Source organism: Streptomyces sp. NPDC107538 (assembly GCF_055657445.1).
Genome location: NZ_JBVKAY010000008.1, coordinates 116,113 through 140,761, shown reverse-complemented (window position 1 = coordinate 140,761; position 24,649 = coordinate 116,113). Strand labels below are relative to the sequence as shown.

Genomic DNA, 24,649 nt, shown 5'->3' with positions numbered 1-24,649 from the left:
TGGCGCCGGTTCGCGCGACCCGCGCATCCCTCCGTGCGCCTCCTCTCCGCCTCCCAGCCGACCATCACCGCCCGGCGACACTGAGAGGCGGCAAGCGCCGCCCACCGCTCGCCGGTCCCCTCCCGTCGCCCGCACCCGACGACCGGCGGACGGCCGCCTGAACCGGGGGTTGACATGGCCACACTGAATTCCTGGATCCGGAGGCTTCGCTCCACAGCGACGGCGAGAGCCTCGGCCCTGCTGCCGGTCGCACGCCGCCACCGGCGAGCCTCACTCGCCGAACAGCACCGGCTCCACTTCGATCTGCTCTGCAAGGCCATGGACGACCCGGCCCTCGCCGCCGTTCTGGACACCTACGAGAACGATGTCCCGCCGGAGACACAACGCCAGTACCTGTTCGCGAACGCCCTGTACATCAACGCCCTCCACTTCCACCGGATCGGGGCGCTCAGCAAGGCGGAGCTGTACGGGCATCTGCGGGTCATGTGCCGGAACAAGATCTTCCAGAAGTACTGGGAGTCGACCCGTCATCACCGGCAGAGCCTCGCCGAAGCCTCGGAGGAAGCGGAACTGGGGCGGATGATGGACGACTTGATCCGGGAACTCACCGACGCCGACACGGAGGAGTGGTGGGTGGTGGGAGAGCCACCGGACGAGTCCGCTTGACCGCGCGCTCCATGCCCGGGCGCCGGTGCGCCGGTGTCTGCCCCCATACGCGGTCCACGGCCCTGACCTGCCACAGGCCTCCCGAATCGGGCGCCCGCACGGCCTCGACAGGCTTCGTCAAGCGGGTACCGAGGAACTTCACCTGGCCTCCCGCCACCCATCCCGCGTACCCGGACCGGCTGAGTCGCTATCTTGTCGTCTGGCCCTCTCCGGGCACTCCGGCGATCATCCTTCGGCTCGGAGACAGGACGCTCCGAAGCACACCTCCGCTCGGAGGCCACTGCACTCGGAGGGCATTCCTCTCCCTCCGAGTCCTTAAGGCTGGTACCTCTCCGTGAAAATCGTGCGACGTGTCGGGGCTTCACCCCGTGAGCGCGGCAGCGCCACCGGGCAGACGTGCCCCGACATCTTCGAGCTCAGCGACGGCAGCTTCGCCGTCATCGGGCGCGAGGCCACCGCGGAGCTCGACGCCGAGCTTCCTTCCGACGCCGCACGTGCCGACTACGAGCGGATCGTGATCATCACTCGCGAGACGCTCGTCCGTGCGAAACCGGAGATTCCCGACGCCTGAGCCCCGTCCCGGCGCCCGAGGCTCGTCCGGGCGCCGGCCGCTCCGCCGCAGCGCGGCGGCAGGGCAGCGGCAGGGCAGCGGCAGGGCAGCCGCGGGTCATCCCCTCCCGGGCACCGCCACCGGCGCCCCCGGTCCCACGTACCGGGCCGCAGGGCGGATGATCTTCGAGTCCTCCGCCTGTTCGAGGACGTTGGCGCTCCAGCCGACCGTGCGGGCGGCCGCGAAGGTGGGGGTGAACATCTCACGGGGCAGGCCGCAGAGTTCCATGACGACACCGGCGTAGAACTCGACATTGGTGTGCAGCGCACGGCCGGGCTTCAACTCGGCGAGGATCGCCTCCACTTGACGCTCCACCTCGACCGCGAAGGCGACCCTGGGACCGCCGAACCGCAGCGCGATCTCGCGCAGCATGCGGGAGCGGGGGTCCTCGGTGCGGTAGACGGGGTGGCCGAAGCCCATGATGCGATCGCCGGCGAGGACGCGTTCGCGGATCCACGGGTCGATGCGGTCAGGGGTGCCGATGGCGTCGAGCGTGTCCAGCGCGCGGCTCGGAGCACCACCGTGGAGAGGGCCGGAGAGCGCGCCCACGGCACCCACGAGGCACGCCGCCACGTCCGCGCCGGTCGATGTGATGACCCGCGCCGTGAAGGTTGACGCATTGAAGCCGTGATCAATAGTTGAGATCAAGTATTGCTCTATGGCCCGCGCCCGCAACGGGTCCGGCTCCGAACCCGTCAACATGTACAGGTAGTTCGCGGCGTACGGCAGGTCGTCCCGCGGGTCGACCGGGTCCAGCCCCTGGCCCAGTCGATACAGCGCCGTGAGCAGGGTCGGAACGACCGCCGAGGCTGCCAGCGCGTCCGCGCGGCGCCGGTCCGCGCCGAGGTCGTACACCGGACGGAAGCCCTGGGAGGCACCGAACAGCGAAAGGGCCGTGCGCAGACCCGACAGCGGGCCGGAACGGGTGCTCGCCGCCGCGATCGCGGGCAGTGCGGCCCGTACGTCGTCGGGCAGCCGACGCAGAGTCCTGACATGGTCGGCGAACGCGGTGCGCCCGTCACCCTCCGGCAGCTCGCCGTGGATCATCAGGTGCCATACATCCTCGAAGTCCCGGGTCCGCGCGAGTTCGACGGCCGAGTACTGGCGGTAGTGGTAAAAGCCCTCCTGGCCTCGGACGTCACCCAATGAGGTGTCGGTGACGACGACACCCGCGAGTCCGCGCGGCACGTCGATGGGGGTGGCCGTGGCCCGGTTGATCGGCATGTCTCCTCCTTGAACTTGATTCGACTGTCCATTATTGACTCAACAAGTGTCAATATTGATTGAATCAATACACCCCACTGCCGATACGGTGACGCCCATGACGGAACAAGGCCATCGAGAGCGGCTGAGCACCCGGGAGACGGCCGAGTTGCTCGGCGTGAAGCCGGAGACGGTGTACGCGTACGTGAGCCGCGGACAGCTCAGCAGTCGGCGGGATCCCGGCGGACGGGGCAGCACCTTCGACGCCGACGAGGTGGCGGCACTCGCGGGGCGCAACAGGCGGGAGAGCGGCGGGAGTCAGGCCACGGGGGGCGACTTCGCCGTCCGTACCCGGCTCACCCTCATCGAGCGGGACCGCTACTTCCTGCGCGGGGTCGACGCGACCGAACTCGCCGCGCGGTACTCCTACGAAGAGGTCGCCGAGTGGCTGTGGACCGGTGAGCTGCGGCCGGGCGCCACCTTCACCGCCCCGAAGGCGTCCGCCGCGGCTGCCCGCCGCGCGGTCGACGCGCTGCCGGAGCACAGCGGCCCTCTCGACCGGCTGCGGGTCGCCGCGATCGCCGCCTCCGCGACGGACCCGCTGCGCTTCGACCTGTCCGAGGAGGCCGTTCTCGGCACGGCGCGCACCCTCATCCCCACCCTGGTCGCCGCCCTCCCGCCGGTCCTGCGCTCCCACCGCGACTCCGGCCCTCTCGCCGCCCGCCTGTGGGCCCGGCTCACCGGCCGCACCCCGGACGAGACGTCCCTGCGCGCCCTGGACACGACGCTCGGGCTGCTCGTCGACCACGACCTGGCCGCGTCCACGCTCGCCGTCCGCGTCGCCGCGTCGGCCCGCGCCCACGCGTACGCGGCGGTCTCGGCCGGCCTCGGCGCCCTCGAAGGCCCGCTGCACGGCGCGGCCGGCGCACTCGCCCACCGGCTGCTCCTCGACGTACTGGATCACGGCAGCGCGGCTCCCGTGATCGCCGACGAGCTACGAGCCGGCCGCAGCATCCCCGGACTGGGCCACCGCCTCTACACGGGCGAGGATCCACGCGCGCGTGCGCTCTTCGCTCTCCTGAAGGAGGTCCCGCAGGCGGCGCCCGCCCTCGCCGCCGCCCGCGACATCGTGGCGACGGCCGCCCGTCACACGCCCCTGCACGCCAATGTCGACCTGGCCCTCGCGGTCCTCACGGTCTCCTTCGGCATGACTGCCAGAGCGAGCGAGACCGTCTTCGCCGTGGCCCGGACGGCGGGCTGGATCGCCCACGCCCTGGAGGAGTACGGCGAGCGCCCCCTGCGCATGCGGCCGAGCGGCCAGTACGTGGGCCCGAGGCCGCCCCAGCCGCTCCCGCACTAGCAGGCCGCGCACCCGCCCCTCACCCTCCGCACCCTTCACGCCCCCGGAGCCCCACACCGGGTCCCGTTCGCGCCCCTTGTGGACCCCCTTTGCACCCCTTCGGCCCGGCCGGAATTCACTCGCGGGCAAGTCAGGTTAGGCTCACCTCTGTGAGTACGTGCACATCCGCGTCCCGACACCTCGACGAGCCTCTCGCGGGGACCGCCGCCACGGCGAGGACATGGCTGCTGCTGGAACAACCCGGCCCCTGGGGCGTCAAGGCGCTCACTTCGAGCCACCTGGACCCCGCGGTCGGCCGCGCTCTCGAAGCCGCGGCGGAGGGCACCGGCGTACGGGTGGCCCTCATCCGGCGTCCCGGCCGCCACGCGGACCGCCGTGTGGCCCGCGAGCGCCGGGTGTACGTGGGCCACACCGTCCCCGGGAACGTCTGGCTGCACAGCGCCACGACATCCGCTCCCGAGCGGCTGCTCGACCTCGACTTCGCCGCCCTCGGCCGGGGCGACCACCACACCTTCGGGGCGGTTCTGCGAGGCAGGCCGCATACCGGCGCCCCCCTCGCGCTCGTCTGCACCAACGGCAAGCGCGACCGCTGCTGCGCCCTGCTCGGCCGGCCCCTCGCCGCGGAACTGGCCGCCTCCGGAGTCGAGGGCACCTGGGAGGTCACCCATCTGGGTGGTCACCGCTTCTCCCCCACCCTGCTCGTGCTGCCTTTCGGCTACGCGTACGGCCGCGCCGAGGCCCACCACGTCAAGGAGGTCCTCCAAGGCGTACGGGAGGGCCGTGTCGTCACCGAGGGATGCCGCGGCGGCTCCGCCTGGGAGCGTCCCGGGCAGGCGGCCGAGCTGGCGGTGCGCACCGAGACCGGCGAGGACGCCGCCGACGCGCTCACCGTCCTCCGCACGGACGGCACGGCACCCCGCTGGGACGTGACGGTCGCCCACACGGACGGCCGCCGCTGGACCGTCACCGTCGCCCAGGGCACCGCCCAGCCACCCCGCCCGGAGAGCTGCGGCTCCGCGCTCGGCTCCCCGGCGAGGATGGACGTCCTGACCGTACGAGAGCTGTCCCCGGCCACGGCCACGCGCTAGCCACCCCACTCCCGGCCCGGCGATCTCCGCCCGTCCCGGCGTCGTACAAACACCCGGCACCTGAGATCCGCGCCACACCCCACTACGAGCGGCCCGGCCCGTCCACGTACCGTCATGGGTATGAGCCCCACTCCCCCCGCACGCCGCCTGCGTCTCGGTATGCCGCGGCGGGTGTTCTCGCAGGTCCTGCTGATGCAGGTGGCGATCGCCGCCGGTGTCGCCGTTCTCGCGACCGGGCTGTTCCTCGCGCCGCTCAGCGAACAGCTGGACGACCAGGCGATGCGCCGGGCGCTCGCGATCGCGCAGACCACGGCCGCGCAGCCGCAGATCGCCGAGGACCTGGTGTCGTCCGAGCCGACCGTGGACGGTCCCGTACAGGTCGAGGCCGAGCGGATCCGGGAAGCGAGCGGGGCGGAGTACGTCGTGGTGATGGACACGCAGGGGGTGCGCTGGTCGCACACGGACCCGGCGGAGATCGGTGGCACGGTCTCCACGGACCCGCGCCGCGCCCTGGCCGGGAACGAGGTCATGGAGATCGACTCGGGGACGCTGGGACGCTCCGCCCGGGGCAAGGTGCCGCTGCGTGACGCCGACGGGAAGATCGTCGGCGCGGTGTCCGTGGGCATCGAGTACGACAGTGTGCGGGCCCGGCTGATCCACGCGATCCCCGGGCTCCTGGCATACGCCGGCGGGGCCATGGCCGTCGGGGCGCTGGCCGCGTATCTGATCTCCCGGCGGGTGCATCGCCAGACCCGTGACCTGGCCTTCTCCGATATCGCGGGGCTGCTGGCGGAGCGCGAGGCGATGCTGCACGGCATCCGGGAGGGCGTGGTCGCACTGGACCGAGCCGGGCGCGTACGCCTCCTGAACGACGAGGCGCGGCGACTGCTCGGGATAGGCGACGAGGCGGTCGGCAGGTCGCTCGACGACGCGCTCGGCCCCGGCCGCACGACCGACGTCCTGGCGGGCCGGATCACGGGCACCGACCTGCTGACCGTGCGCGGTCAGCGTGTGCTGGTCACCAACCGCATGCCCACGGACGACGGGGGCGCCGTCGCCACCCTGCGCGACCGCACCGAGTTGGAGCAACTCAGTCGCGAACTCGACTCCACGCGCGGCCTGACGGACGCCCTACGCGCCCAGGACCACGAGCACGCCAACCGGATGCACACGCTCCTCGGCCTGCTCGAACTGGAGATGTACGACGAGGCGGTGGAGTTCGTCGGCGAGGTGGTCGGCGACCACCGGGCGACCGCCGAGCAGGTCACCGAGAGGATCCACGATCCGCTGCTGGCCGCTGTGCTGGTCGGCAAGGCGACCGTCGCGGCCGAGCGCGGAGTGGCCCTGTCGGTCGCGGGCGCCACGATGCTCCCGGACCGGCTGATCGACCCCCGTGGACTGGTCACCATCGTGGGCAACCTCGTCGACAACGCCCTGGACGCCGTCGCGGGCACCCCGCACGCGCGCGTGGAGGTCGATCTGCGCGCCGAGGGGCGCTCGGCGATTCTCCGGGTGCGGGACACGGGTCCCGGAGTCCCGCCCGACAAACGGGAGTTGATCTTCGCGGACGGCTGGTCGACCAAGACGCGCCCCGCCCACCGCGAACGCGGCATCGGACTCTCCCTGGTACGCCGCCTCGCCGAGCGGCAGGGAGGCAGCGCCCGGGTCACGGAGGCGGAGGGCGGGGGCGCGGAGTTCACCGTCGTGCTGCCGGACGCCCTCGCGGAACCCGACCCGGTGACGCGGACGTCCGCGCCGACGCTGTCCTCCACGACACCCGATGCCTCTATGGCACCCGACGACGGACCGGCCCGGCAGGACGAGCCGACGGCCGGCCGCGACGGGCGACCGGGCCCCGAGCGGGAACCCGAAGCCGCCATCACAGCCGCCGACAAGGAGTCGCGATGATCGAGGTCCTGATCGTGGACGACGACGTCAGAGTCGCCCGCGTCAACGCCGCCTACGTGGAGAAGGTCGCCGGTTTCCACGTCGCCGGTGTGGCCCACAGCGCGGCCGAGGCGCTGCAGCGGCTCGAGACGTCGGCCCACGTGGACCTGGTCCTGCTGGACCACTATCTGCCGGACGACACGGGCCTCGTGGTCGTCCAGGAGATGCGGCGCCGGGGCCACCAGTGCGATGTGATCATGGTGACGGCGGCCCGCGACGTGTCGACCGTCCAGGCGGCGATGCGCCAGGGCGCGCTGCAGTACCTGGTCAAACCGTTCGCGTTCGCGGGGCTGCGGGCGAAGCTGGAGGCGTACGCGGAGCTGCGGCGCACCCTGGACGGCGGCGGAGAGGCCGAACAGGCCGAGGTGGACCGGATCTTCGGCGCCCTCTCCGCGGGCGGCGAGCCGGACCTGCCCAAGGGCCACTCCCCCACCACCACCGAGTTGGTACGCCGGGCCCTGATGACCGCCGAGGGCGCCCTGTCCGCCCAGGAGATCGCCGAACGGACCGGCCTGAGCCGCCAGACCGCCCAGCGCTATCTGAAGCTCCTGGAACGCACGGGACGGGCCCGGCTGACCCTCAAATACGGCGATGCGGGCCGCCCGGAACACCGCTACGAATGGGCGACCCGCCCCTGAGAGGCCGCCACGCGCCCCGCTCTCACACCGCCCCGGCGCCCGTCAGCGACCGCACCTCGGTCTCCGCGTGCTTCGCCTCGTCCGGCGGTTCGGCCGAGGTCACCGTGCCGAGCCAGCCCGCGAGGAAGCCCAGCGGGATGGAGACGAGGCCCGGGTTCTGCAACGGGAAGTACTGGAAGTCGACGCCGGGGAACAGCGAGTCGGCGCTTCCCGAGACGACGGGCGACAGCAGCACCAGCACCACGGAGGGCACCAGTCCGCCGTACACGGACCACACCGCGCCACGGGTGGTGAAGCCCCGCCAGAACAGCGAGTACAGCAGCACGGGCAGATTGGCGGAGGCGGCGACCGCGAAAGCGAGGCCGACGAGGAAGGCCACGTTGAGGTCCTTGGCGAGCAGCCCGAGCCCGATCGCCACCACACCGATACCGACGGCGGCGGTGCGCGCCACGGCGACCTCGCTGCGCGGCCTGGACCGACGGCGCCGCAGCGACGCGTACAGGTCATGGGCGACGGACGCCGACGAGGCGAGGGTGATCCCGGCGACGACCGCGAGGATCGTGGCGAAGGCGATGGCGGCGACGATCGCGAACAGAACCGTTCCGCCAGTGGAGTCGGGGCCGCCGCCCAGATCGAGGGCCAGCAACGGCACCGCCGTGTTCCCGGCCGCGTTGGAACTCCGCACGGCTTCCGGGCCGACGATGGCGGCCGCGCCGAAGCCGAGCACGATGGTCATCAGGTAGAAGCCGCCGATGAGACCGATCGACCAGACCACCGAGCGGCGTGCGGCCCGCGCGGTGGGCACGGTGTAGAAGCGCGACAGGATGTGCGGCAGTCCGGCCGTGCCCAGCACCAGGGCGAGTCCGAGACTGATGAAGTCGAGGCGCGCGCCCCAGTCACCGCCGTACTTCAGCCCGGGCGCGAGGAACGAGTCACCGTGTCCGCTGCGCTCGGCCGCCGTCCGCAGCAACTGGTCGAAGTCCCCGTGGAAGCGCACCAGTACGAGCACGGTCAGTGCGATCGCCCCGCCCATGAGCAGGACCGCCTTCACGATCTGGATCCAGGTGGTGGCCCGCATCCCTCCCAACGACACATAGACGACCATGAGCGCGCCGACCCCGATGACCGTCCAGGTCTGCGCCGCCTCGCTCTCTCCTCCCAGCAGCAGCGCGACGAGAGTGCCCGCTCCCACCATCTGCGCCACCAGATACAGAACGGACACGGTCACCGAGGAAGTTCCCGCCGCGATCCGCACCGGCCGCTCGCTCATCCGCGCCGCGACCACGTCGGCGAGCGTGAACCGCCCGCAGTTGCGCACCAGTTCGGCCACCAGGAACAGCACGACCAGCCAGGCGACCAGAAAGCCCACCGAGTAGAGCAGCCCGTCGTACCCGAAGAGCGCGATGAGCCCCGAGATCCCCAGGAACGACGCGGCGGACATGTAGTCCCCCGCGATGGCAAAACCATTCTCCATCGGCGAGAACAGCCGCCCGCCGGCGTAGAACTCCTCGGCCGAACCATGCCGGTTGCGGCTCACCCACGTCGTGATGCCCAGCGTGACCGCCACGAACGCGCTGAACAGCAGCAGCGCCAGCGTCTGATGGTCGGCGGTCACCGCTCGCCCCCTCGGACACCACGCGTCAACTCCTGGGTGTCCCACCGCAGATCGAGCGCCGCCCGGTCCCGGCGCAGCCTCGCGTGCCGCGCGTACGCCCAGGTGAACAGGAACGTCGTGAGGAACTGTCCGAGCCCCGCCAGCATCGCCACGTTCACCGCGCCCGCGACCGGCCGCGCCATCAGCCCCGGCGCGGTGGTCGCCGTCACGACGTAGGCCACGTACCAGCTGAAGAAGACGGCGACGCCCGGGATCACGAACCTGCGGTAACGGCTGCGCACCTCCTGGAAGGCCGCGCTCCGCTGGACCTCCAGATAGACGTCCGCCGCGCCCCGACTCCCCGGCTCCTCGGCCTCGACCGGCGCCGGCCCGCCCGTACCGTCCAACTCCCCCCAGCCGGACGCCAGCGCGTCGTACCAGGGATCGTCGAACCGCACGTCCCCACTGGCGAGGACGTGCCCCTCGTGCTGTTCGACCGGGCTCTCAGAACCACCCCCGCGTCGGCGGGGACGGCCGGTGCTTGACTGCATGCCCAAGCATGGACAGACCGGAAAGACCCCCGACGTACCTCTTCCCGATTCTTCACCCCATCAGGTGAAACCCCGGCGGGCCTCCCGCATTTGAAACGGCAGGCACTCACCCAGCACTGATCTGACGCGACCCCGACGGCGGGTCGGCGGCGTACGGCGAGAAGGGGGCGTGTCGGGGGGTGTCCGCCCGCAGCGGTTGGCGCGTCAACTCGCCCAACTTCCCAGCCCACCGATTCCGCGCCGTTCCGAGGACGGACACCCCCCGACACGCCCCCGACCCACCCACCAACCGAAGGCCCCCCGGCACGCCCCGCCCCACCCACCGAACCCAAGGCGAACCCGAGGCGAACCCGCCAAAGCCCAGCGCAGCGGCTACGCGTCGATCCGCGACCGATCCAACGTGGCCGCCGAACTCGAAATGAACTCCTTGCGCGGCGCCACATCGTTCCCCATCAGCAGGTCGAACACCTGCTCAGCCGCCTCCAGGTCCGACAGATTGATCCGCCGCAGCGTCCGGTGCCGCGGATCCATCGTCGTCTCCGCCAGCTGGTCCGCGTCCATCTCACCGAGACCCTTGTAGCGCTGGATGGAGTCCTTGTAGCGGACCCCCTTGCTCTGGAACTCCAGCAGCTTGTCGCGCAGCTCCCGGTCCGAGTACGTGTAGACGTACTTGTCCTGCCCCTTCTTGGGCTGGACCAGTTCGATCCGGTGCAGCGGCGGCACCGCGGCGAAGACCCGCCCCGCCTCGACCATCGGCCGCATGTACCGCTGGAACAGCGTCAGCAGCAGACACCGGATGTGCGACCCGTCCACATCGGCGTCGGTCATCATGATGATCTTGCCGTAACGAGCCGCGTCAATATCGAACGTACGCCCGGACCCGGCCCCTATGACCTGGATGATCGCACCGCACTCGGCGTTCTTGAGCATGTCGGTGACGGACGACTTCTGAACGTTGAGGATCTTGCCCCGGATCGGCAGCAGCGCCTGGAACTCGGAGTTCCGCGCGAGCTTCGCCGTACCGAGCGCCGAGTCCCCCTCGACGATGAACAGCTCGCTGCGCTCGACGTCGTCGCTGCGGCAGTCGGCGAGCTTGGCGGGCAGCGAGGACGACTCCAACGCGGTCTTCCGCCGCTGCGCGTCCTTGTGCTGACGTGCGGCGATACGCGTACGGGCGGCCGCGACGGCCTTCTCCATGACGACCCGCGCCTGAGCGGCGGCGTCCCGCTTGGTGGAGGTCAGGAACGCCTTGAGCTCCTTGGCGATCACCTGCGCCACGATGCGCCGGGCCGCCGAGGTGCCGAGGACCTCCTTGGTCTGCCCCTCGAACTGCGGTTCGGCGAGACGCACGGTGACGACCGCGGTGAGGCCCTCCAGGGCGTCGTCCTTGACGACGTCGTCCTCGGCGACACGCAGCATCTTCTTGGCGCGCAACACCTCGTTCATGGTGGAGGCCACGGCCTGCTCGAAGCCGGCGACATGGGTGCCGCCCTTGGGGGTGGCGATGATGTTCACGAACGACTTGAGGGTCGTGTCGTAGCCGGTGCCCCAGCGCATGGCCACGTCGACGCCCAGTTCCCGGGTGACCTGGGTGGGCGTCATCTGCCCGTGCTCGTCGAGGACGGGCACGGTCTCCCTGAAGGTGCCCTGCCCGGAGAAGCGGAGGACGTCGCAGACGGGCTTGTCGGAGGCCAGGTACTCGCAGAACTCGCTGATCCCGCCGTCGAAGCGGAACGACTCCTCGCCCTTGCTGCCGCCGTCACCGAGCCCGAACTCGTCGCGGACGACGATCGTCAGTCCGGGCACCAGGAAGGCGGTCTGCCGCGCGCGCTGATGCAGGTGCTCCAGCGAGAGCTTGGCGTCCTTGAGGAAGATCTGGCGGTCGGCCCAGTAGCGCACGCGTGTGCCGGTACGCGTCTTGGGGATCCGCTTGCCCTTGCGCAGGCCGCCGGTCTCGAACTTGGCGTCCGGGCCGTTGCCCGCGAAGGCGCCGGGCACGCCGCGCCGGAAGCTGATGGCGTGGGTGCTGCCGTTGCGGTCGACCTCGACGTCCAGGCGGGCGGAGAGCGCGTTCACCACGGAGGCGCCCACGCCGTGCAGACCGCCGGAGGCGGCGTACGAGCCGCCGCCGAACTTGCCGCCGGCGTGCAGCTTCGTCATGACGACCTCGACGCCGGAGAGGCCGGTCTTGGGCTCGACATCGACCGGGATGCCGCGGCCGTTGTCGCGCACCTCGACGGAGGCGTCGTCATGGAGGATCACCTCGATGTGGTCGCAGTAGCCCCCGAGGGCCTCGTCCACGGAGTTGTCGATGATCTCCCACAGACAGTGCATCAGGCCTCGACTGTCCGTCGAGCCGATGTACATACCGGGGCGCTTCCGCACGGCCTCGAGCCCCTCGAGGACGAGCAGGTGCCGCGCGGTGTAGTTGGAACCGTCCCGGTCTGCTCCGGTCAGCAGCGCTGTGGACGGCACGGACGTGTCGGCGGTCACGCGGTTCGCTCCTCGCTGAATTTCAGGTGAGGCCCTTTGGGGTACGGGGCCGGGCTCTGTTGCCGGTCCGAGGGTACCGAGGCCTGGTAGAGCCGTTGTAACGCCACCCTCGTCCGAAACTCAGAGTAGTCCAGAGTCGCATACATGTTCGATCCCTCGATGGGGTGAAGTACATATCACGTTCCCTTCGAGGCATGAACCATTTAGGCTCCGGGCACGTCCTCATGAACAAACGGCAACCCAGCCGGTAGGACCGTACAACCGAAAGAACAACCACCAGAACCACCACTGGATCCACCCGACAGACAGCGCGAACCCGTACGACACGAAGACACGCACTACGGCTCATTCGCCGCCAACCGGCAGCAGACAGCCGGCCCGGAAAGATTTTTTCGAGTTAAAGCCGCGAGCGGGAACGTTTTCGGCCTGGTTGGATGTTGACCCTGGTACGACAGCTCGTCGAGCTAGAGAAGAGGCGACGTGACTACTGTTCTGACCCCCGCGACCCCGCTGACGGCCGCTGACCGATGCGACCGCTGCGGCGCCCAGGCCTACCTGCGCGTCGTCCTGCTGAGCGGTGGAGAGCTGCTGTTCTGCGCCCACCACGGCCGCAAGTTCGAGCCGGAGCTCAAGAAGATCGCCGCGGAGATACAGGACGAGACGGAGCGGCTCACGGCCGCTCCCGCGACCGCAGAAGAGGACGAGCGCTGACGCTTCGCACCTACGACGAGCCGCCACCGGCTCGAGGCCGGTGACCGGGCGGCCACTCCCGTACACACGGGGTGGCCGCCCGCTCTCGTGCCGCACACACGGCCCGACACCCCACTCGCACCTCGCCGAGACACGGCACGGCGCGCGACCGGGTCCGGTGCCTCAGCGCCGCCTCAGCGGTTCTCCTCCAGCACCCGGGCCACGTACGAGCCCCTGGTGTAGACGCCGGGGTTCCCGGCGAGCCCACAGCCGCTGCCCCACGACACGAGCCCGATCAGCTTCCCCTGGGCGACCAGCGGCCCTCCGCTGTCCCCCTGGCAGGCGTCCCGGCCACCGTCCTGTTCCCCGGCGCACACCATGGACTCGGACAGGTATCTGCCCTCCGCGCTGCCCGGATAGGCCCGCTCGCAGACCGTGTCGGCCAGCACCTTCACCGGGGCCGCCCGCAGACTCCGCGCGTAGTCGCCGGCCCCTGTGGTGTCCCCCCACCCGTAGACCGCAGCCGACGTGCCCGGCACGTAGGCGGTGTCACCCTCCCCCGCCAACCCGATGACGGAGTCCTCGGGCAACGGTGAGGCGAGGGTCACCACCGCGAAGTCCCCGGCGTTCGTATAGGGGTCGTACTCGGGGTTGACCCAGGCTCCGCTCACCGGGATCTCCTGGCCCTCGGCCGACTGCAGTTCGGCGCGGCCCGCGATGACCCGCAGATCGGGGACACGCTCCGGAGGCCCTCCCAGCACGCTCTCGCTGAGGCAGTGGGCGGCCGTCAGGACAGTCGAGCGGCCCACCACCACACCACCGCAGAACTGCCCGGCCCGCGTACCCCCGAATCGGTCACGGCTGGACAGCGCCACCGTCCAGGGCGCCTGGGAGACCTCGACCGGATGACCCCCGATGACGACCTCGGCCGTCGCCGGTGGCGGTGACGCCAGCGGTATGACGGCCGTGGTGGCCGCGACGGCCAGCAGTCGGGCGAACGATCGACGCATGCGCGCTCCTCACTCCGGGACATGGATGGCACACCCAGAGTGATCCACCGGATCGCCTTCCGCATGCCGCACACACGGCGAAGGCCCGGTTCCTTCGGGGGAACCGGGCCTTCGGAGCCGACCGCACGGGCGGTGCCATGCTCCTTAGTCGAGGTAGTCGCGCAAAACCTGCGAACGCGACGGGTGACGCAGCTTCGACATCGTCTTGGACTCGATCTGGCGGATGCGCTCACGCGTGACGCCGTACACCTTGCCGATCTCGTCGAGGGTCTTCGGCTGACCGTCGGTGAGACCGAAGCGCATGGAGACGACGCCGGCCTCGCGCTCGGAGAGCGTGTCGAGGACGGAGTGCAGCTGCTCCTGGAGGAGCGTGAAGCTGACCGCGTCGGCCGGGACGACGGCCTCGGAGTCCTCGATGAGGTCACCGAACTCGCTGTCGCCGTCCTCGCCCAGCGGGGTGTGCAGCGAGATGGGCTCGCGGCCGTACTTCTGGACCTCGATGACCTTCTCGGGGGTCATGTCGAGTTCCTTGGCCAGTTCCTCCGGCGTGGGCTCGCGACCCAGGTCCTGGAGCATCTGGCGCTGCACGCGCGCGAGCTTGTTGATGACCTCGACCATGTGCACCGGGATACGGATGGTGCGGGCCTGGTCGGCCATGGCGCGGGTGATCGCCTGACGAATCCACCAGGTGGCATACGTGGAGAACTTGTAGCCCTTGGTGTAGTCGAACTTCTCGACCGCGCGGATCAGACCGAGGTTGCCCTCCTGGATCAGGTCCAGGAAGAGCATGCCGCGGCCGGTGTAGCGCTTGGCCAGGGAGACCACCAGACGGAGGTTGGCCTCCAGGAGGTGGTTCTTGGCGCGGCGGCCGTCCTCGGCGATGATCTCCAGCTCGCGCTTGAGCTTGGGGGCGAGCTTGTCGGCGTTGGCCAGCTTGTCCTCGGCGAACAGACCGGCCTCGATGCGCTTGGCGAGCTCGACCTCCTGCTCGGCGTTGAGCAGCGGGACCTTGCCGATCTGCTTGAGGTAGTCCTTGACCGGGTCGGCGGTGGCACCGGCGGCGGCGACCTGCTGGGCGGGGGCGTCGTCCTCGTCCTCGTCGGACAGCACGAAGCCGGCGTTCTCGGTGCCCTCGGGCTCCTCACCGGGCTTGCCGCCGGGGGTCTCCTCGAGGACCTCTTCGTCGACGAGCTCGGCGTCGTCCTTCTTGGCGGTGGTCTTCTTGGCCGCCGTCTTCTTGGCGGCGACGGTCTTCTTGGCGGGGGCCGCCTTCTTCGCGACCGCCTTCTTCGCGGCGGCCTTCTTGGCGGGGGTGGCGTCCTCGGCGGGGGCGTCGGCCGTGGGCACCGCGGGAGCGGCGGTGGCGGTGGCCTTCTTGGTGGTCACCGTCTTCGCCGCGACCGTCTTGGTGGCGGTGCGCTTGGCCGGACTCTTCGCTGCGACGCTCTTTCGGGTGCGCTTGGGCTCCGCGGCACTGACCATCAGCGTCACACCCTCTTCCTCGAGGATCTGGTTGAGGCTGCGCAGTACGTTCTTCCACTGAGTGGCCGGAATCTGGTCAGCTTCGAAGGCCCGACGCACATCGTCGCCGGCGATCTGCCCCTCAGCCTTTCCCCGCTCAATGAGCGCCATGACAGAGACGGACTCGGCGATCTCCGGCGGGAGCGTACGGGATGTGCTGGCCGACACGAACAACCTCTCGGAACGTTGGAAAACGGCTTCCGGCTTCGTCCACTGTGGACAGGAGCCGACCACCGGCTTGGGAGTGGGCCGACGGTGCGGGCGGGGGCCGGGAAGATGCACAGCGCCGTGAACGGCGTCCGTATTCCCTCCGCGGCTGTCACCTCTTAGGTCATCGCGCTGTTCCCACGAGCGTTACGCCCAATCTGCGTGGCCCGAGTCACACCCCGTAAGCGCTCAAAAGCGGTCAGATACTGCCAGACGTAATCGATCAAGGCCACAACCGATTCTGCTGGGACGGGTACCCGAACGATTCCCGAACGAACTCCTCAATGCGGATCATCGATCCCATCGATCCCATCGAGTTCCGGTGAGGTCCGGCACCCTCGCCCGGGACGTCCGTCACACGGGACCCACCGCTCCCGCCGGAGTCCGCCGCCGGTCGTGCCGCCGGGCCCCGCCGAATCCCGGGAGGATCCGATGGGGCCCGGCGGCACGGGGCCGCCGGTGGAGCGGCGTCACGGTAGGGCACGCGCCCGAGCCGTGCCGCCCTTGTCCCGCTCTCGGCGCCCTCAGTGCTCGCGCGGCGCCGGCACCACACGCTCCACCTCGGGGTGGACGGTGAGCAGTTGACGCATGGCCGCCTCGGCCGCCCCTCCGTCGCCCGCGGCGAGAGCGTCGACGATCCTGGCGTGGTGCGTCAGGGTCGCCTCGGTCGGCCGGTCACATCCGGTGACCGGACCGCCGGACACCTGGAGGGCGGCGGAGACGATGCCCGAGAGGTGCTCCAGCATGCGGTTGCCCGCGAGCTGGATGAGCAGCGAGTGGAACTCGGCGTCCGCGCGCGAGAAGGTCAGCGGGTCGCCCTGCGCCATCGCGTGGCCCATCAGCTCGACCATGTCGCCGAGGCGCTGCTGCACGTCGTCGCGGCCGTGCCCGGCGGCGAGGCGGGCGGCCAGCGGCTCGATCGTCCAGCGCAGCTCGCTCAGCTCGCGACGCTGGTCGTCGCGCTGGGGGCCGAAGGCCCGCCACTCGATGATGTCCGGGTCGAGCAGGTTCCAGTCGCTGACCGGGCGGACGCGCGTGCCGACGTTCGGGCGGGCGCTGACCAGGCCCTTGGCCTCGAGGACACGCAGGGATTCACGGACGACGGTGCGGGAGACCTCGAACCGCTGGCCGATCTCCTCGGGTACGAGGGGGCGGTCCGCGCCCAGGTCGCCGGAGACGATCATCTGGCCGAGCTGCTGGACGAGTTGGCCGTGCAGCCCGCGTCCGCGGCTCCCCGCGGCGCGTCGGCCCACGCGCCCCAGCTCGGGGTCGGCGCCGTCCCAGGCGGGGAGGCTGACGCGGTCGACACCGGGGCGCTCGGCGTAGGGGTAGCGGTCGAGTTCGCCCGGTCCTGCGAGGCCGGATTCGGCGGAGCGGGCGGCGGTCATCATGGTGTGCGCAAGGGTACTCACGCATCCTTTGTCGGCTGCGTTCCCAACTCCCTTGAGGTCTTTGGTGAAAAGCACACGAAAGGGTGATCGCTCACCCCGTCGCAATTGACGCCTTATCGGAAAGAAATGGGCGTTCTACGAGGAGTTGTGCGCATTGTGCCAACGGAAGAGTACGGACAGTGAGCACGAATGGATGAGGACGATCATGACCGGACCCGGCTGCGCAGGTTCGTGAGCACGTAGGCCCCCAGCAGCGCCGCCAGCGACAACAGCAGCGCCCCGCCCACGGGTTGGGAGACCGCCCGCGCCACGGCCTCCAGATAGCGCTCGCCCCCGAAGGGCCACTGCATCAGGACGAGTTCCCGCAACCGCATCGGAAACCCGACAGCGCTCCGTACACTCGCGCCTTCCAGCGCCTTCTGCACCAGGGGTACGACGACGAGGGGCACGGCGACCACGGCCGCGAGCCCGGCGGACGTGGACCGGAAGACACCCGCCGCGAGCACGCCCGCCCAGGCGCACCCCACGACGAGGCCGACCCAACTCGCGCCGAGCGGGAACCAGTCGGCGGGAACCGCGACCAGTTCGGGTCCGTAGACGAGATAGAGCACTTCGAGGTCGCAGCCCACGGTGAGGACGGCCAGCAGCACCGCCGTTGCCGCCGCGACGAGGAGTTTCGCGATGAGCAGCCCCAGCCGTCGGGGAACCGTGCCGCAGTGGGCGGCCAGGGCGGGGTGGCGGAATTCGTCGCCGAAGGCGATGGCCCCGAGCAGCCCCGCCCCGATGGCGGCGGGCGGCAGCGGCAGTTCCCTCGGCCACGCGGCCAGCAGCCGCGGCTGCGGGGTGTGCCCGATCCTGGCCAGGAGCACCGCCATGAGGGCGGAGGTGACCAGCACGGCAGCGGCGGTGACGTACCCGGTGCCGACCCCGCCCGCCCGGCGCAGCTCGTAGCGCAGCGGACGCAGCGGGCTCGGCGCCGAGCGCACGGCGATGGGCGGCGGGAGCGACGGCAGCGGGACCGTCTCGGGCGGCCGGGCGGCGGGCGGTTGCGCGGAGTGGACCTCGTCCTCGGTGGCTGCGTGGAGCTCGCAGGAGTCGTCGGGACCGGGTTCGGCGCGCGCCGTGAACGGGTCAAGGGGTTCGGGATCCGCGCATGGCGCGAAGTGATCACCGGACACGGGCTCGGCGTACGGCACTGAACGATCTTGTGTACCGAGGTCGCCGAGAGGCGCGGAGTTGACGTCGGGTGCGTCGTCGGCCGGTCTCCACGACTCGACGGCAACCGCCCGATGCTCCTCGGCGAGCGCCGGAACGGATGCGAGAAGTCCCTCGACCGACCCCTGGGCGTCCTGAAGCGAGCCATGAGGACTCTCGGCCGCCCCCAGTGCTTCTTCGTCGGCGGGCGACGGCACCAGCAGCGGTGTGGGGCCCATATCCCCGATCTCGTCCGCGAGTTGATGGACCAGGATGCCGTGCCGGAACACGATCTCGCCGACCTCGGCGCACGTACTCCCGTAGACCGACAGCCGGTTGCCGCCCTCCGGCACGATCTCCACGGAACGCCGCGCGGTCCGGGCCTCCTTGGTCAGCAGGGCTCCGAGGCGGGCGGCGTGCGGGGTGCGGACGGCGACCCTGGGCCGAAGCCGGGTGCGGGAGAACTCGGCGACTTCCTGGTCGGCGACGAGCCTGCCCCGTTCGAGCGTGAGGACCCGGTCGGCGATCCGCGCGGCCTCCTTGGGGTCACCGGTGGTGAACAGGACCGTGCCGCCCTGTCCGGCGTGCGCCCGCATGATCCCGTGCAGCCATCGGCCTTCTCGGACGGCCAGCCCGTCGGCCGGATCGTCCAGCACGAGGGTGTGCGGGTCGGACAGCAGGGCGCAGGCCAGGCCGAGGCGGCGGTCCATGCCCCGCGACAGCGTGCTCAGCCGCGCCTCGCACAGGCTGACCAGACCCACGACTTCCAGGACTTCGTCGGCACGCCGTGTGGGCAGTCCCGCCGCCGCGCAGAGCATGCGCAGATGGTTGCGGACCGTGCGGGCGGGATGGCCGGGCACGTCCCCGAGGAGCACTCCCACCTCACGTGCGGGATGCGCGATGCGGTGCAGGGGACGGCCTCTGAAGTAGGCGACCCCTCGGCCCCGTTGGAGTTCGAGAACGAGTTTCAGCGCTGTCGACTTGCCCGCTCCGGGGGCCCCGAGGAGTGCGGTGACGCGGCCGGAGTGCGCCTCGAAGGACACGTCGTCGACTGCGGGCGGAAACTCCTTGCGGGGATTGCTGGTCAATCCGATGGCCTGGATCACCTGAAGCAAGATAGCGCGGTATGTCCGTTTTCCCGGTTGCCTCGCGGTTCATCGCACGACCGAGGCCGTCGAACACGGCGACAGGGCGCATCCCGCTCCGCGGCGTCAGACCTCGGGACGCAGCATCGGCGGGTTCAGGAGGGTGGCGCCGCCGGCGCGGAAGAGCTGAGCGGGGCGGCCGCCCTGCCGCGTGGTGGTCCCTCCGGTGGGCACCAGGAAGCCGGGCGTGCCCGTCACCTTGCGATGGAAGTTGCGCGGATCCAGCGCCACGCCCCACACCGCCTCATAGACGCGCCGCAACTCGCCGACCGTGAACTCCGGCGGGCAGAAGGCCGTGGCCAGCGAGGAGTACTCGATCTTGGACCGGGCGCGCTCCACCCCGTCCGCGAGGATCTGCGCGTGGTCGAAGGCCAGCGGCGCCACCGGCTCCCCGTCCCGCCCGTAGCCGCCCTGCTCCAGCAACTCCTCGACGGGCGCCCAGCGCGCGCTGTTGGCATCCCCTCCCGGCCGCGGTGCGGGCAGGTCCGGGGCGAGGGCGAGGTGGGCGACGCTGACGACCCTCATCCGGGGGTCCCGCTTCGGGTCTCCGTAGGTCGCCAACTGCTCCAGGTGCGCGCCGTTGTCCTGCGCGGGCTCGGACGGTTCGTGGGCGGTCAGGCCGGTCTCCTCGGCCAGCTCCCGTGCCGCGGCCTGCGACAGGTCCTCGTCGGGCCGCACGAAGCCACCGGGCAACGCCCACCGCCCCTGGAACGGCTGTTCGCCCCGCCGTACCGTCAGCGCGCAGAGCGCGTGACGACGGACGGTCAGTACGACCAGGTCCACGGTGACAGCGAAGGGCGGGTAGTCCGACGGGTCGTAGGGCATGCCGCGATCATAGTCGTCTGCCTGACGATAAACACTCCCTTCACGGTCGCTTCCCCACTTGATCCACTTCTGTCCGGTACCTGGTCCCGCGAGCCGGCCGTCGCCTCCCGGACACGGCACCCCCGTCGTCCTCTCCACCCGTCACGGGAGGTCACACCCCCAACTGCAGTCCGTCGGCCGCCTCCTCGACCATCGCGAGCCCCAGCCTGCTGACCCGCACGGCGAACGGGGCACCCGCGACCCGTAGTCCCGTCATACCGATCTCGCCCAGCGGCGCACTGCGCACCGGCCGCAGGGTCACCGTCCCCGCGGGGGCGTCGGGACGGATTCCGACGAGGGTCGTGAGCAGCAGCACCCCCGCTGCCGCCGCCGTCGCGGCCGGTCTGCAGGCGGCCGGATGCGGGAGCGGGGCGCCCCCTGCCGTCCGCTGCTCCCCCGCGTACATCTCGGGCAACCGATGACCGAAGCTCTCCGCCGCCGCCAGCACGCCCCGCAGGAGCGAACTCGCCTCCTTCTCGTATCCGGCGCCGGCCAGCCCCGCCACCGCGACCGCCGTCTCCTGCACCCGCACGGCACCGCTGCGATGGCCGAAGGGGTTGTACGCGGCCTCTTTCGCCCCCAACGTCCGCAGCCCCCACCCCGAGTCCATGGCGGGCCCTCCGAGCAGTCGGGCCAGTTGTTCGGTGCGCACCTTGTCGAGCAGGCCCGGAGCCTGTTCTCCGGCGCCGAGCAGGCCGGTGTCGAGGAGGTGGGCGGCGCCCGCGCCGAGGTGCGGCACGAGACGCCCGTCCGGGGTGCGGGCGGCCGCAGGTCTGCCCCCGCTCCGGTCCTCGATCCAGAAGTCCGCCCCGAACCGGCTCCGCAGCTCTCTCGCCCAGTCCCGCAGCGCGGCCCCGCCGGGCCTGCCGTACGCGTCGAGGAGGTCGGCGCCCAGCAGCGCGGCCCGGTGGGCGTGTGCCTGGGTCTCGCAGCGCAGCGGTCCGCCAGGCCGCGGGTCGGGCAGATAGGCACCAGTGCCGACCATGCCGCGCAGCCACCGCAGACAGCGTTCGGCGACGGGCAGCAGCTCCTCGGTCTCCTGCTCCGGCAGCCCCCATCGCCGAGCCTCCGCGAGCAGCACCGGGAACAGGAGGGTCGCCTCGGTGCCCGTGCACCCCGGCGGCAGATGCGGGCCCGCGTCCCGCCGAGGGCCCGGAATCATTCCGGACTGCGCTTCCCCGCCGCCGAGTTGGGTGCGGGCGAGGGTGCGCAGGGTGCCTGCGGCGAGGCGGGTGCCGAGCGGCAGCGTCATCCTGGCGGCGACCAGCGCGTCGGCCGGAGCCATGCCGCAGCGCCAGGGCGCGCCCGCCGCGAGATGGGTGTCCGACGGGCTCTTGGGGTCCCGCAGCAACAGGGCTTCGAGATCCTCCAGACAGGTGTGCAGCAGTGCCTGGACGGCCGGGTCGTCGCCCGCGACCCCGACCTGGGCGAGTGGGCTGGTCGCGCCCCGTCCCACCGGTCTGATGGGTCCCGCACCGTCCGGTCGCACACGCAACTCCACGCTGCGGGTGCCGCCGGGCGGGAGTTCCAGTTCCCAGCGCAGCAGTCCAGCGGAGGCCAGGGCGTCGGCGGGCGGTGGGTGGGCCGTGACCGTGGAGTGCCCGTTCACGCAGGACCAACGGAGGCCGGAGTCGTACACGCTGGCGGGTAGTTCCGGGCCGGCTCTGCCGGAGGCCACGGCTCCCAACTCCGCGAGGTCCGTGCCCAGGGAGACCTCGACGGGCAGGCGCAGGGGGCGGGGAGCCGTGCTGTGCAGGGTGATCCGCTCGGTGCCGTCGGCGTACCGGGTGCGCTCGACCATGACGTCCGGGTCCGGCCCGGCATCGGCGGACATACGCAGCGTCGCCACGAAGCGGGCGCGGTCGGCCGTGATCATGCGCGCCTGCACGGCGAGCGGTTCCCGTCCCGCCACCCGTACCTGGCAGCGGGAGAGCATCCGCCGTCCCGCGCGGTAGAAGCCCTCGAGTCCGCTGCCGTTCAGCTGGCCCTGGTCCGTCGAGATCGCGAGGCCCGGCAGGGCAACACAGATCAGTGTGGTGTGGGCCGGTGGCAGCTCCGTGGGACGGCGCGGGGCGGAGGCCGGCGCGTGTGGGGCCGACGGGCCTCCCACGGGTGGGTGCGGGAGGCCCGGGTAACCAGTCGTGCCGGCTGCGGGAGGCACCGCACCGCCTGAGCCGCCTGGGCCGCCTGGGCCGCCTGGACGTGATCCCTTGGGGCGGTTCGACGGGCTGCGGATGTCCGTCCGTGCGGCGTCGGCGTCGGTCCTGCGGGCCCGAGCCTGGGAAGGGACGGACCTGCTGAAGGACGGGACGTCGTCGTGGGCGTCGGGCGTGTAGGGCAGGGGCATGGGGCGGCTTCTTCTGTCTTCGGCGCGCGTGGGGTGCGCTCGGCACCAGGTGAGGAGCCGGAGAGGGACGAGGTGAACGGGCGGCGAGGCGGGGCCACGGATACCGCCACTCAGGTGAACGGAACGGCTCCGCTCCGGGTCACGCCTCCGTCCCGGGAAGCCGATGGAGCCGAGAGATCGCCGGTGTCGTAGCGGCCCTTGCGTGGCCGGGAGATCGCGGGCAGCGGTGGGCTCGAGCGGGTGAGGGCCGGAGTGGGCCTGCCGACCGATCCGCGCGCAGCACCGAGGGTGTGGGCCCGTCGGCGCACCGCAGTGGGGCAGTGCGCTCGGGCGGGCTTCGATGGGCAGTGTGCTCGGGTGGGTCTGGGGCCGCGGTGGCACACCCGCGCGGGCGGCGAGGCAGGACAGTGGGTTGAGGTGCTTCCGGAGCGAGGGTGACGTGTTCACGCGAGCCCAGAAGGATGCCAGCGCGCTCAGGCACACCCCGATCCAGAACAGCGCGCGCGTGCCAGGTCCGAAGTCGACCTGTCCGGTCACGTCTCCCCCTCGGTGGAGCGCTCGGCACCGCCTCGGCGGATCCGTGCCCGACCGCTCGTGCCGTCCGCCGTGCCCCTCGGCCGTCGCCCGGCGGGCGGGCTGCCGTCGGCGGAACGCGAGCGGCGGGCCTGAGCGGCGGCCGGTGATCGTCGGGTGGTGCGCGCCTCGGGACTCCCTTCGGAGCGCGGCCTGCGTCGGCGGCGAGCGCCGGTGGCGACGCAAGCCGGGTCCGACGTCGGCCGGCCGCCGGGCGACTGGTCGGACGGACTCTTCTCGCTGTCGGTGGTCGCTGCTCCCGCGTCCGCAGCCGCCGCACCTCGTCCGCTGCGCTCCGCGCGCAGACAGCGGCGAATGGACTCCGGGTCGAGGCCTTCGTTGCAGGCCTGGTGGAGGAGGCGGGCGAAGAGGTAGTCGGGGTCTGCGGCGAGCGCCATGGCCAGGGCTTCGCGGGCCTCCAGTTCGTCGCCGGCCGACCAGGCGACCCAGCCGACCAGGGTGAGCGGGGCGGCGGCATGCTCACCGTAGGGGCCTACGCAGCGGCGGGCGAGGACGCGCCACAGGCGGAGGGCCGGCTCGGCTTCGTCGCCCTCCATCCATTCGGCGGCGCGATCGCGGGTTGCCCGGTCCTGGAGTCCGAGGATCAGGGTGGCCGCGTCGTCGTGCCCGACGAGTTCGTCGTCGCGGAGGTCCGCCTCCAGCGTGCCGGACACCGCCGGGGCGTCGGCCAGGCGCCTGATGAGGCGTTGTGCCACCGCGAGGGTCTCCTCCGCCACTTCCGCGCGGCTCTCCGCGTCGAGGATCCGTGGGACGAGGGCGGACTGCGCGGAGTCGAGGGCGGCTTCCTGCCGCAGCGCGGCGGCGGTCTCCCAGGGCAGAAGCCTTGCCCGCAACTCCTTCAGGGTGCCCCGGACCTGAAGGCCGGCGTAGGTCGCGGCGGCGGCCAGCACGGAGGTGCCGGGCAGCCCCATCGCCTGTCCCTCGGCCGAACAACATCCGTTCCCCGGGCAGCAGTAGGACCAGAAGCGGCCGTCGGAGATGCACAGGGCCTCCACCACCGGCACATCCAGGGCCCCGCAGGCCCTGCGCAGCAGTTGGGCGAGTGGCCGCAGGCGTTCCATGACACCGCGGGGCGACTCCCCGCTCGCCGGGTCCTGACAGAGGAAGGCGACCATGCTCTCCGGTTTGGCCCCTCGTCGCTCGCTTCCGGTCACAAGACCATGGGCCAGTTGCTGGGCCACGGACGGCCAGTCGTCCGTCTGGGCCGGGATACCCAGCCGTGCGCGCCCGCCGAACCGGCCTTGTGCGTCCCGGTCGTGCAGCGCGGCGAGGACGATGCTGTCCTCGGGGCGGTATCCGAGCAGGTAGGGCAGGGCATCGGCGAGTTCGGCCGCTGTGCGGAGGGTGACCTGTGGTTCCCCGTGAGGTGTGGTGGTCGCTCCGTGCCTCAGGTAGGCGGAGGGCTCGCCGCGTCCCCGGCATCCGCTCTGCCCGCTGATGTCACTGTTGCCGGGGGTCCCGGCTGCTTCGCTGTGATTCGTCATGCGGCGACCATCTCGCGGATCTTGAAATTCCGCTTGGGCCTGTGGATAAGTC

Annotated in this window: 18 protein-coding genes; 7 read left to right on the top strand and 11 right to left on the bottom strand. The window is 71.4% G+C overall.

The features are described 5' to 3' along the window. Positions 1–174: 174 nt before the first annotated feature. A complete protein-coding gene (locus ACZ7MG_RS27625; RefSeq protein WP_471384781.1) occupies positions 175–666 on the top strand; it encodes a DUF6082 family protein in 492 nt (163 codons plus the stop codon). 334 nt (positions 667–1,000) lie between these two features. After that, the gene (locus ACZ7MG_RS27620) at positions 1,001–1,237 is read left to right on the top strand and encodes a hypothetical protein (RefSeq protein ID WP_086753723.1); all 237 of its coding nucleotides are present in this window, start codon (positions 1,001–1,003) and stop codon (positions 1,235–1,237) included. A gap of 96 nt (positions 1,238–1,333) precedes the next feature. Here ACZ7MG_RS27620 and ACZ7MG_RS27615 read toward each other — a convergent pair whose 3' ends face one another. Further along, entirely contained in the window at positions 1,334–2,500 is a 1,167-nt protein-coding gene (locus ACZ7MG_RS27615; RefSeq protein ID WP_471384782.1) for a citrate synthase/methylcitrate synthase, read from the bottom strand. 97 nt (positions 2,501–2,597) lie between these two features. Between ACZ7MG_RS27615 and ACZ7MG_RS27610 the strand changes: the two genes are divergently transcribed. The 4 genes from ACZ7MG_RS27610 to ACZ7MG_RS27595 all read left to right on the top strand — a co-directional run bounded on the left by ACZ7MG_RS27610 (position 2,598) and on the right by ACZ7MG_RS27595 (position 7,512). Continuing rightward, complete coding sequence (locus ACZ7MG_RS27610; protein ID WP_471384783.1) at positions 2,598–3,839, top strand: citrate/2-methylcitrate synthase; 1,242 nt, start codon at positions 2,598–2,600, stop codon at positions 3,837–3,839. 149 nt (positions 3,840–3,988) lie between these two features. Continuing rightward, the gene (locus ACZ7MG_RS27605) at positions 3,989–4,927 is read left to right on the top strand and encodes a sucrase ferredoxin (RefSeq protein WP_471384784.1); all 939 of its coding nucleotides are present in this window, start codon (positions 3,989–3,991) and stop codon (positions 4,925–4,927) included. Between the two features lie 120 nt (positions 4,928–5,047). After that, a complete protein-coding gene (locus ACZ7MG_RS27600) occupies positions 5,048–6,835 on the top strand; it encodes an ATP-binding protein (RefSeq protein WP_471384785.1) in 1,788 nt (595 codons plus the stop codon). Beyond that, positions 6,832–7,512, top strand: coding sequence for a response regulator (locus tag ACZ7MG_RS27595; RefSeq protein ID WP_471384786.1), 681 nt, complete (start codon positions 6,832–6,834; stop codon positions 7,510–7,512). The genes ACZ7MG_RS27600 and ACZ7MG_RS27595 overlap by 4 nt, the downstream gene beginning before the upstream one ends. A 22-nt stretch (positions 7,513–7,534) precedes the next feature. Here the strand turns inward: ACZ7MG_RS27595 and ACZ7MG_RS27590 are convergent, their stop codons facing one another. The 3 genes from ACZ7MG_RS27590 to ACZ7MG_RS27580 all read right to left on the bottom strand — a co-directional run bounded on the left by ACZ7MG_RS27590 (position 7,535) and on the right by ACZ7MG_RS27580 (position 12,150). Next, positions 7,535–9,127, bottom strand: a complete 1,593-nt coding sequence (locus ACZ7MG_RS27590; protein WP_471384787.1) for a solute symporter family protein — start codon at positions 9,125–9,127, stop codon at positions 7,535–7,537. After that, positions 9,124–9,657, bottom strand: coding sequence for a DUF485 domain-containing protein (locus tag ACZ7MG_RS27585; RefSeq protein WP_471384789.1), 534 nt, complete (start codon positions 9,655–9,657; stop codon positions 9,124–9,126). Before ACZ7MG_RS27585 ends, ACZ7MG_RS27590 begins: the two co-directional genes overlap by 4 nt. A 372-nt stretch (positions 9,658–10,029) precedes the next feature. Beyond that, the gene (locus tag ACZ7MG_RS27580; protein WP_471384791.1) at positions 10,030–12,150 is read right to left on the bottom strand and encodes a DNA gyrase/topoisomerase IV subunit B; all 2,121 of its coding nucleotides are present in this window, start codon (positions 12,148–12,150) and stop codon (positions 10,030–10,032) included. Positions 12,151–12,630: 480 nt separating this feature from the next. Here ACZ7MG_RS27580 and ACZ7MG_RS27575 point away from each other — a divergent pair, with 480 nt between their 5' ends. Further along, positions 12,631–12,861, top strand: coding sequence for a DUF7455 domain-containing protein (locus ACZ7MG_RS27575; RefSeq protein WP_013000244.1), 231 nt, complete (start codon positions 12,631–12,633; stop codon positions 12,859–12,861). Between the two features lie 173 nt (positions 12,862–13,034). Here the strand turns inward: ACZ7MG_RS27575 and ACZ7MG_RS27570 are convergent, their stop codons facing one another. The 7 genes from ACZ7MG_RS27570 to ACZ7MG_RS27540 form a co-directional block, all read right to left on the bottom strand. Beyond that, complete coding sequence (locus ACZ7MG_RS27570) at positions 13,035–13,850, bottom strand: S1 family peptidase (RefSeq protein WP_471384793.1); 816 nt, start codon at positions 13,848–13,850, stop codon at positions 13,035–13,037. Between the two features lie 144 nt (positions 13,851–13,994). After that, on the bottom strand, positions 13,995–15,539 hold the full coding sequence (locus tag ACZ7MG_RS27565; protein WP_471384796.1) for an RNA polymerase sigma factor: 1,545 nt from the start codon (positions 15,537–15,539) through the stop codon (positions 13,995–13,997). Positions 15,540–16,102: 563 nt separating this feature from the next. Continuing rightward, a complete protein-coding gene (locus tag ACZ7MG_RS27560) occupies positions 16,103–16,990 on the bottom strand; it encodes a FadR/GntR family transcriptional regulator (RefSeq protein ID WP_471384798.1) in 888 nt (295 codons plus the stop codon). Between the two features lie 182 nt (positions 16,991–17,172). After that, a complete protein-coding gene (locus ACZ7MG_RS27555; protein ID WP_471384800.1) occupies positions 17,173–19,269 on the bottom strand; it encodes an ABC transporter ATP-binding protein in 2,097 nt (698 codons plus the stop codon). Positions 19,270–19,374: 105 nt separating this feature from the next. Further along, complete coding sequence (locus ACZ7MG_RS27550; RefSeq protein WP_005481548.1) at positions 19,375–20,133, bottom strand: NUDIX hydrolase; 759 nt, start codon at positions 20,131–20,133, stop codon at positions 19,375–19,377. Positions 20,134–20,284: 151 nt separating this feature from the next. Beyond that, the gene (locus ACZ7MG_RS27545) at positions 20,285–22,225 is read right to left on the bottom strand and encodes a glycogen debranching N-terminal domain-containing protein (RefSeq protein ID WP_471384962.1); all 1,941 of its coding nucleotides are present in this window, start codon (positions 22,223–22,225) and stop codon (positions 20,285–20,287) included. Between the two features lie 827 nt (positions 22,226–23,052). After that, complete coding sequence (locus tag ACZ7MG_RS27540) at positions 23,053–24,597, bottom strand: DUF4192 domain-containing protein (protein ID WP_471384802.1); 1,545 nt, start codon at positions 24,595–24,597, stop codon at positions 23,053–23,055. Positions 24,598–24,649 lie beyond the last annotated feature (52 nt).

Coding starts and splice junctions, on each gene's coding strand:
- ACZ7MG_RS27595 (WP_471384786.1), top strand. CDS start 6,832: ATGATCGAGGTCCTGATCGTGGACGACGACGTCAGAGTCGCCCGCGTC.
- ACZ7MG_RS27540 (WP_471384802.1), bottom strand. CDS start 24,597: ATGACGAATCACAGCGAAGCAGCCGGGACCCCCGGCAACAGTGACATC.
- ACZ7MG_RS27585 (WP_471384789.1), bottom strand. CDS start 9,657: ATGCAGTCAAGCACCGGCCGTCCCCGCCGACGCGGGGGTGGTTCTGAG.
- ACZ7MG_RS27550 (WP_005481548.1), bottom strand. CDS start 20,133: ATGCCCTACGACCCGTCGGACTACCCGCCCTTCGCTGTCACCGTGGAC.
- ACZ7MG_RS27570 (WP_471384793.1), bottom strand. CDS start 13,850: ATGCGTCGATCGTTCGCCCGACTGCTGGCCGTCGCGGCCACCACGGCC.
- ACZ7MG_RS27625 (WP_471384781.1), top strand. CDS start 175: ATGGCCACACTGAATTCCTGGATCCGGAGGCTTCGCTCCACAGCGACG.
- ACZ7MG_RS27615 (WP_471384782.1), bottom strand. CDS start 2,500: ATGCCGATCAACCGGGCCACGGCCACCCCCATCGACGTGCCGCGCGGA.
- ACZ7MG_RS27610 (WP_471384783.1), top strand. CDS start 2,598: ATGACGGAACAAGGCCATCGAGAGCGGCTGAGCACCCGGGAGACGGCC.
- ACZ7MG_RS27600 (WP_471384785.1), top strand. CDS start 5,048: ATGAGCCCCACTCCCCCCGCACGCCGCCTGCGTCTCGGTATGCCGCGG.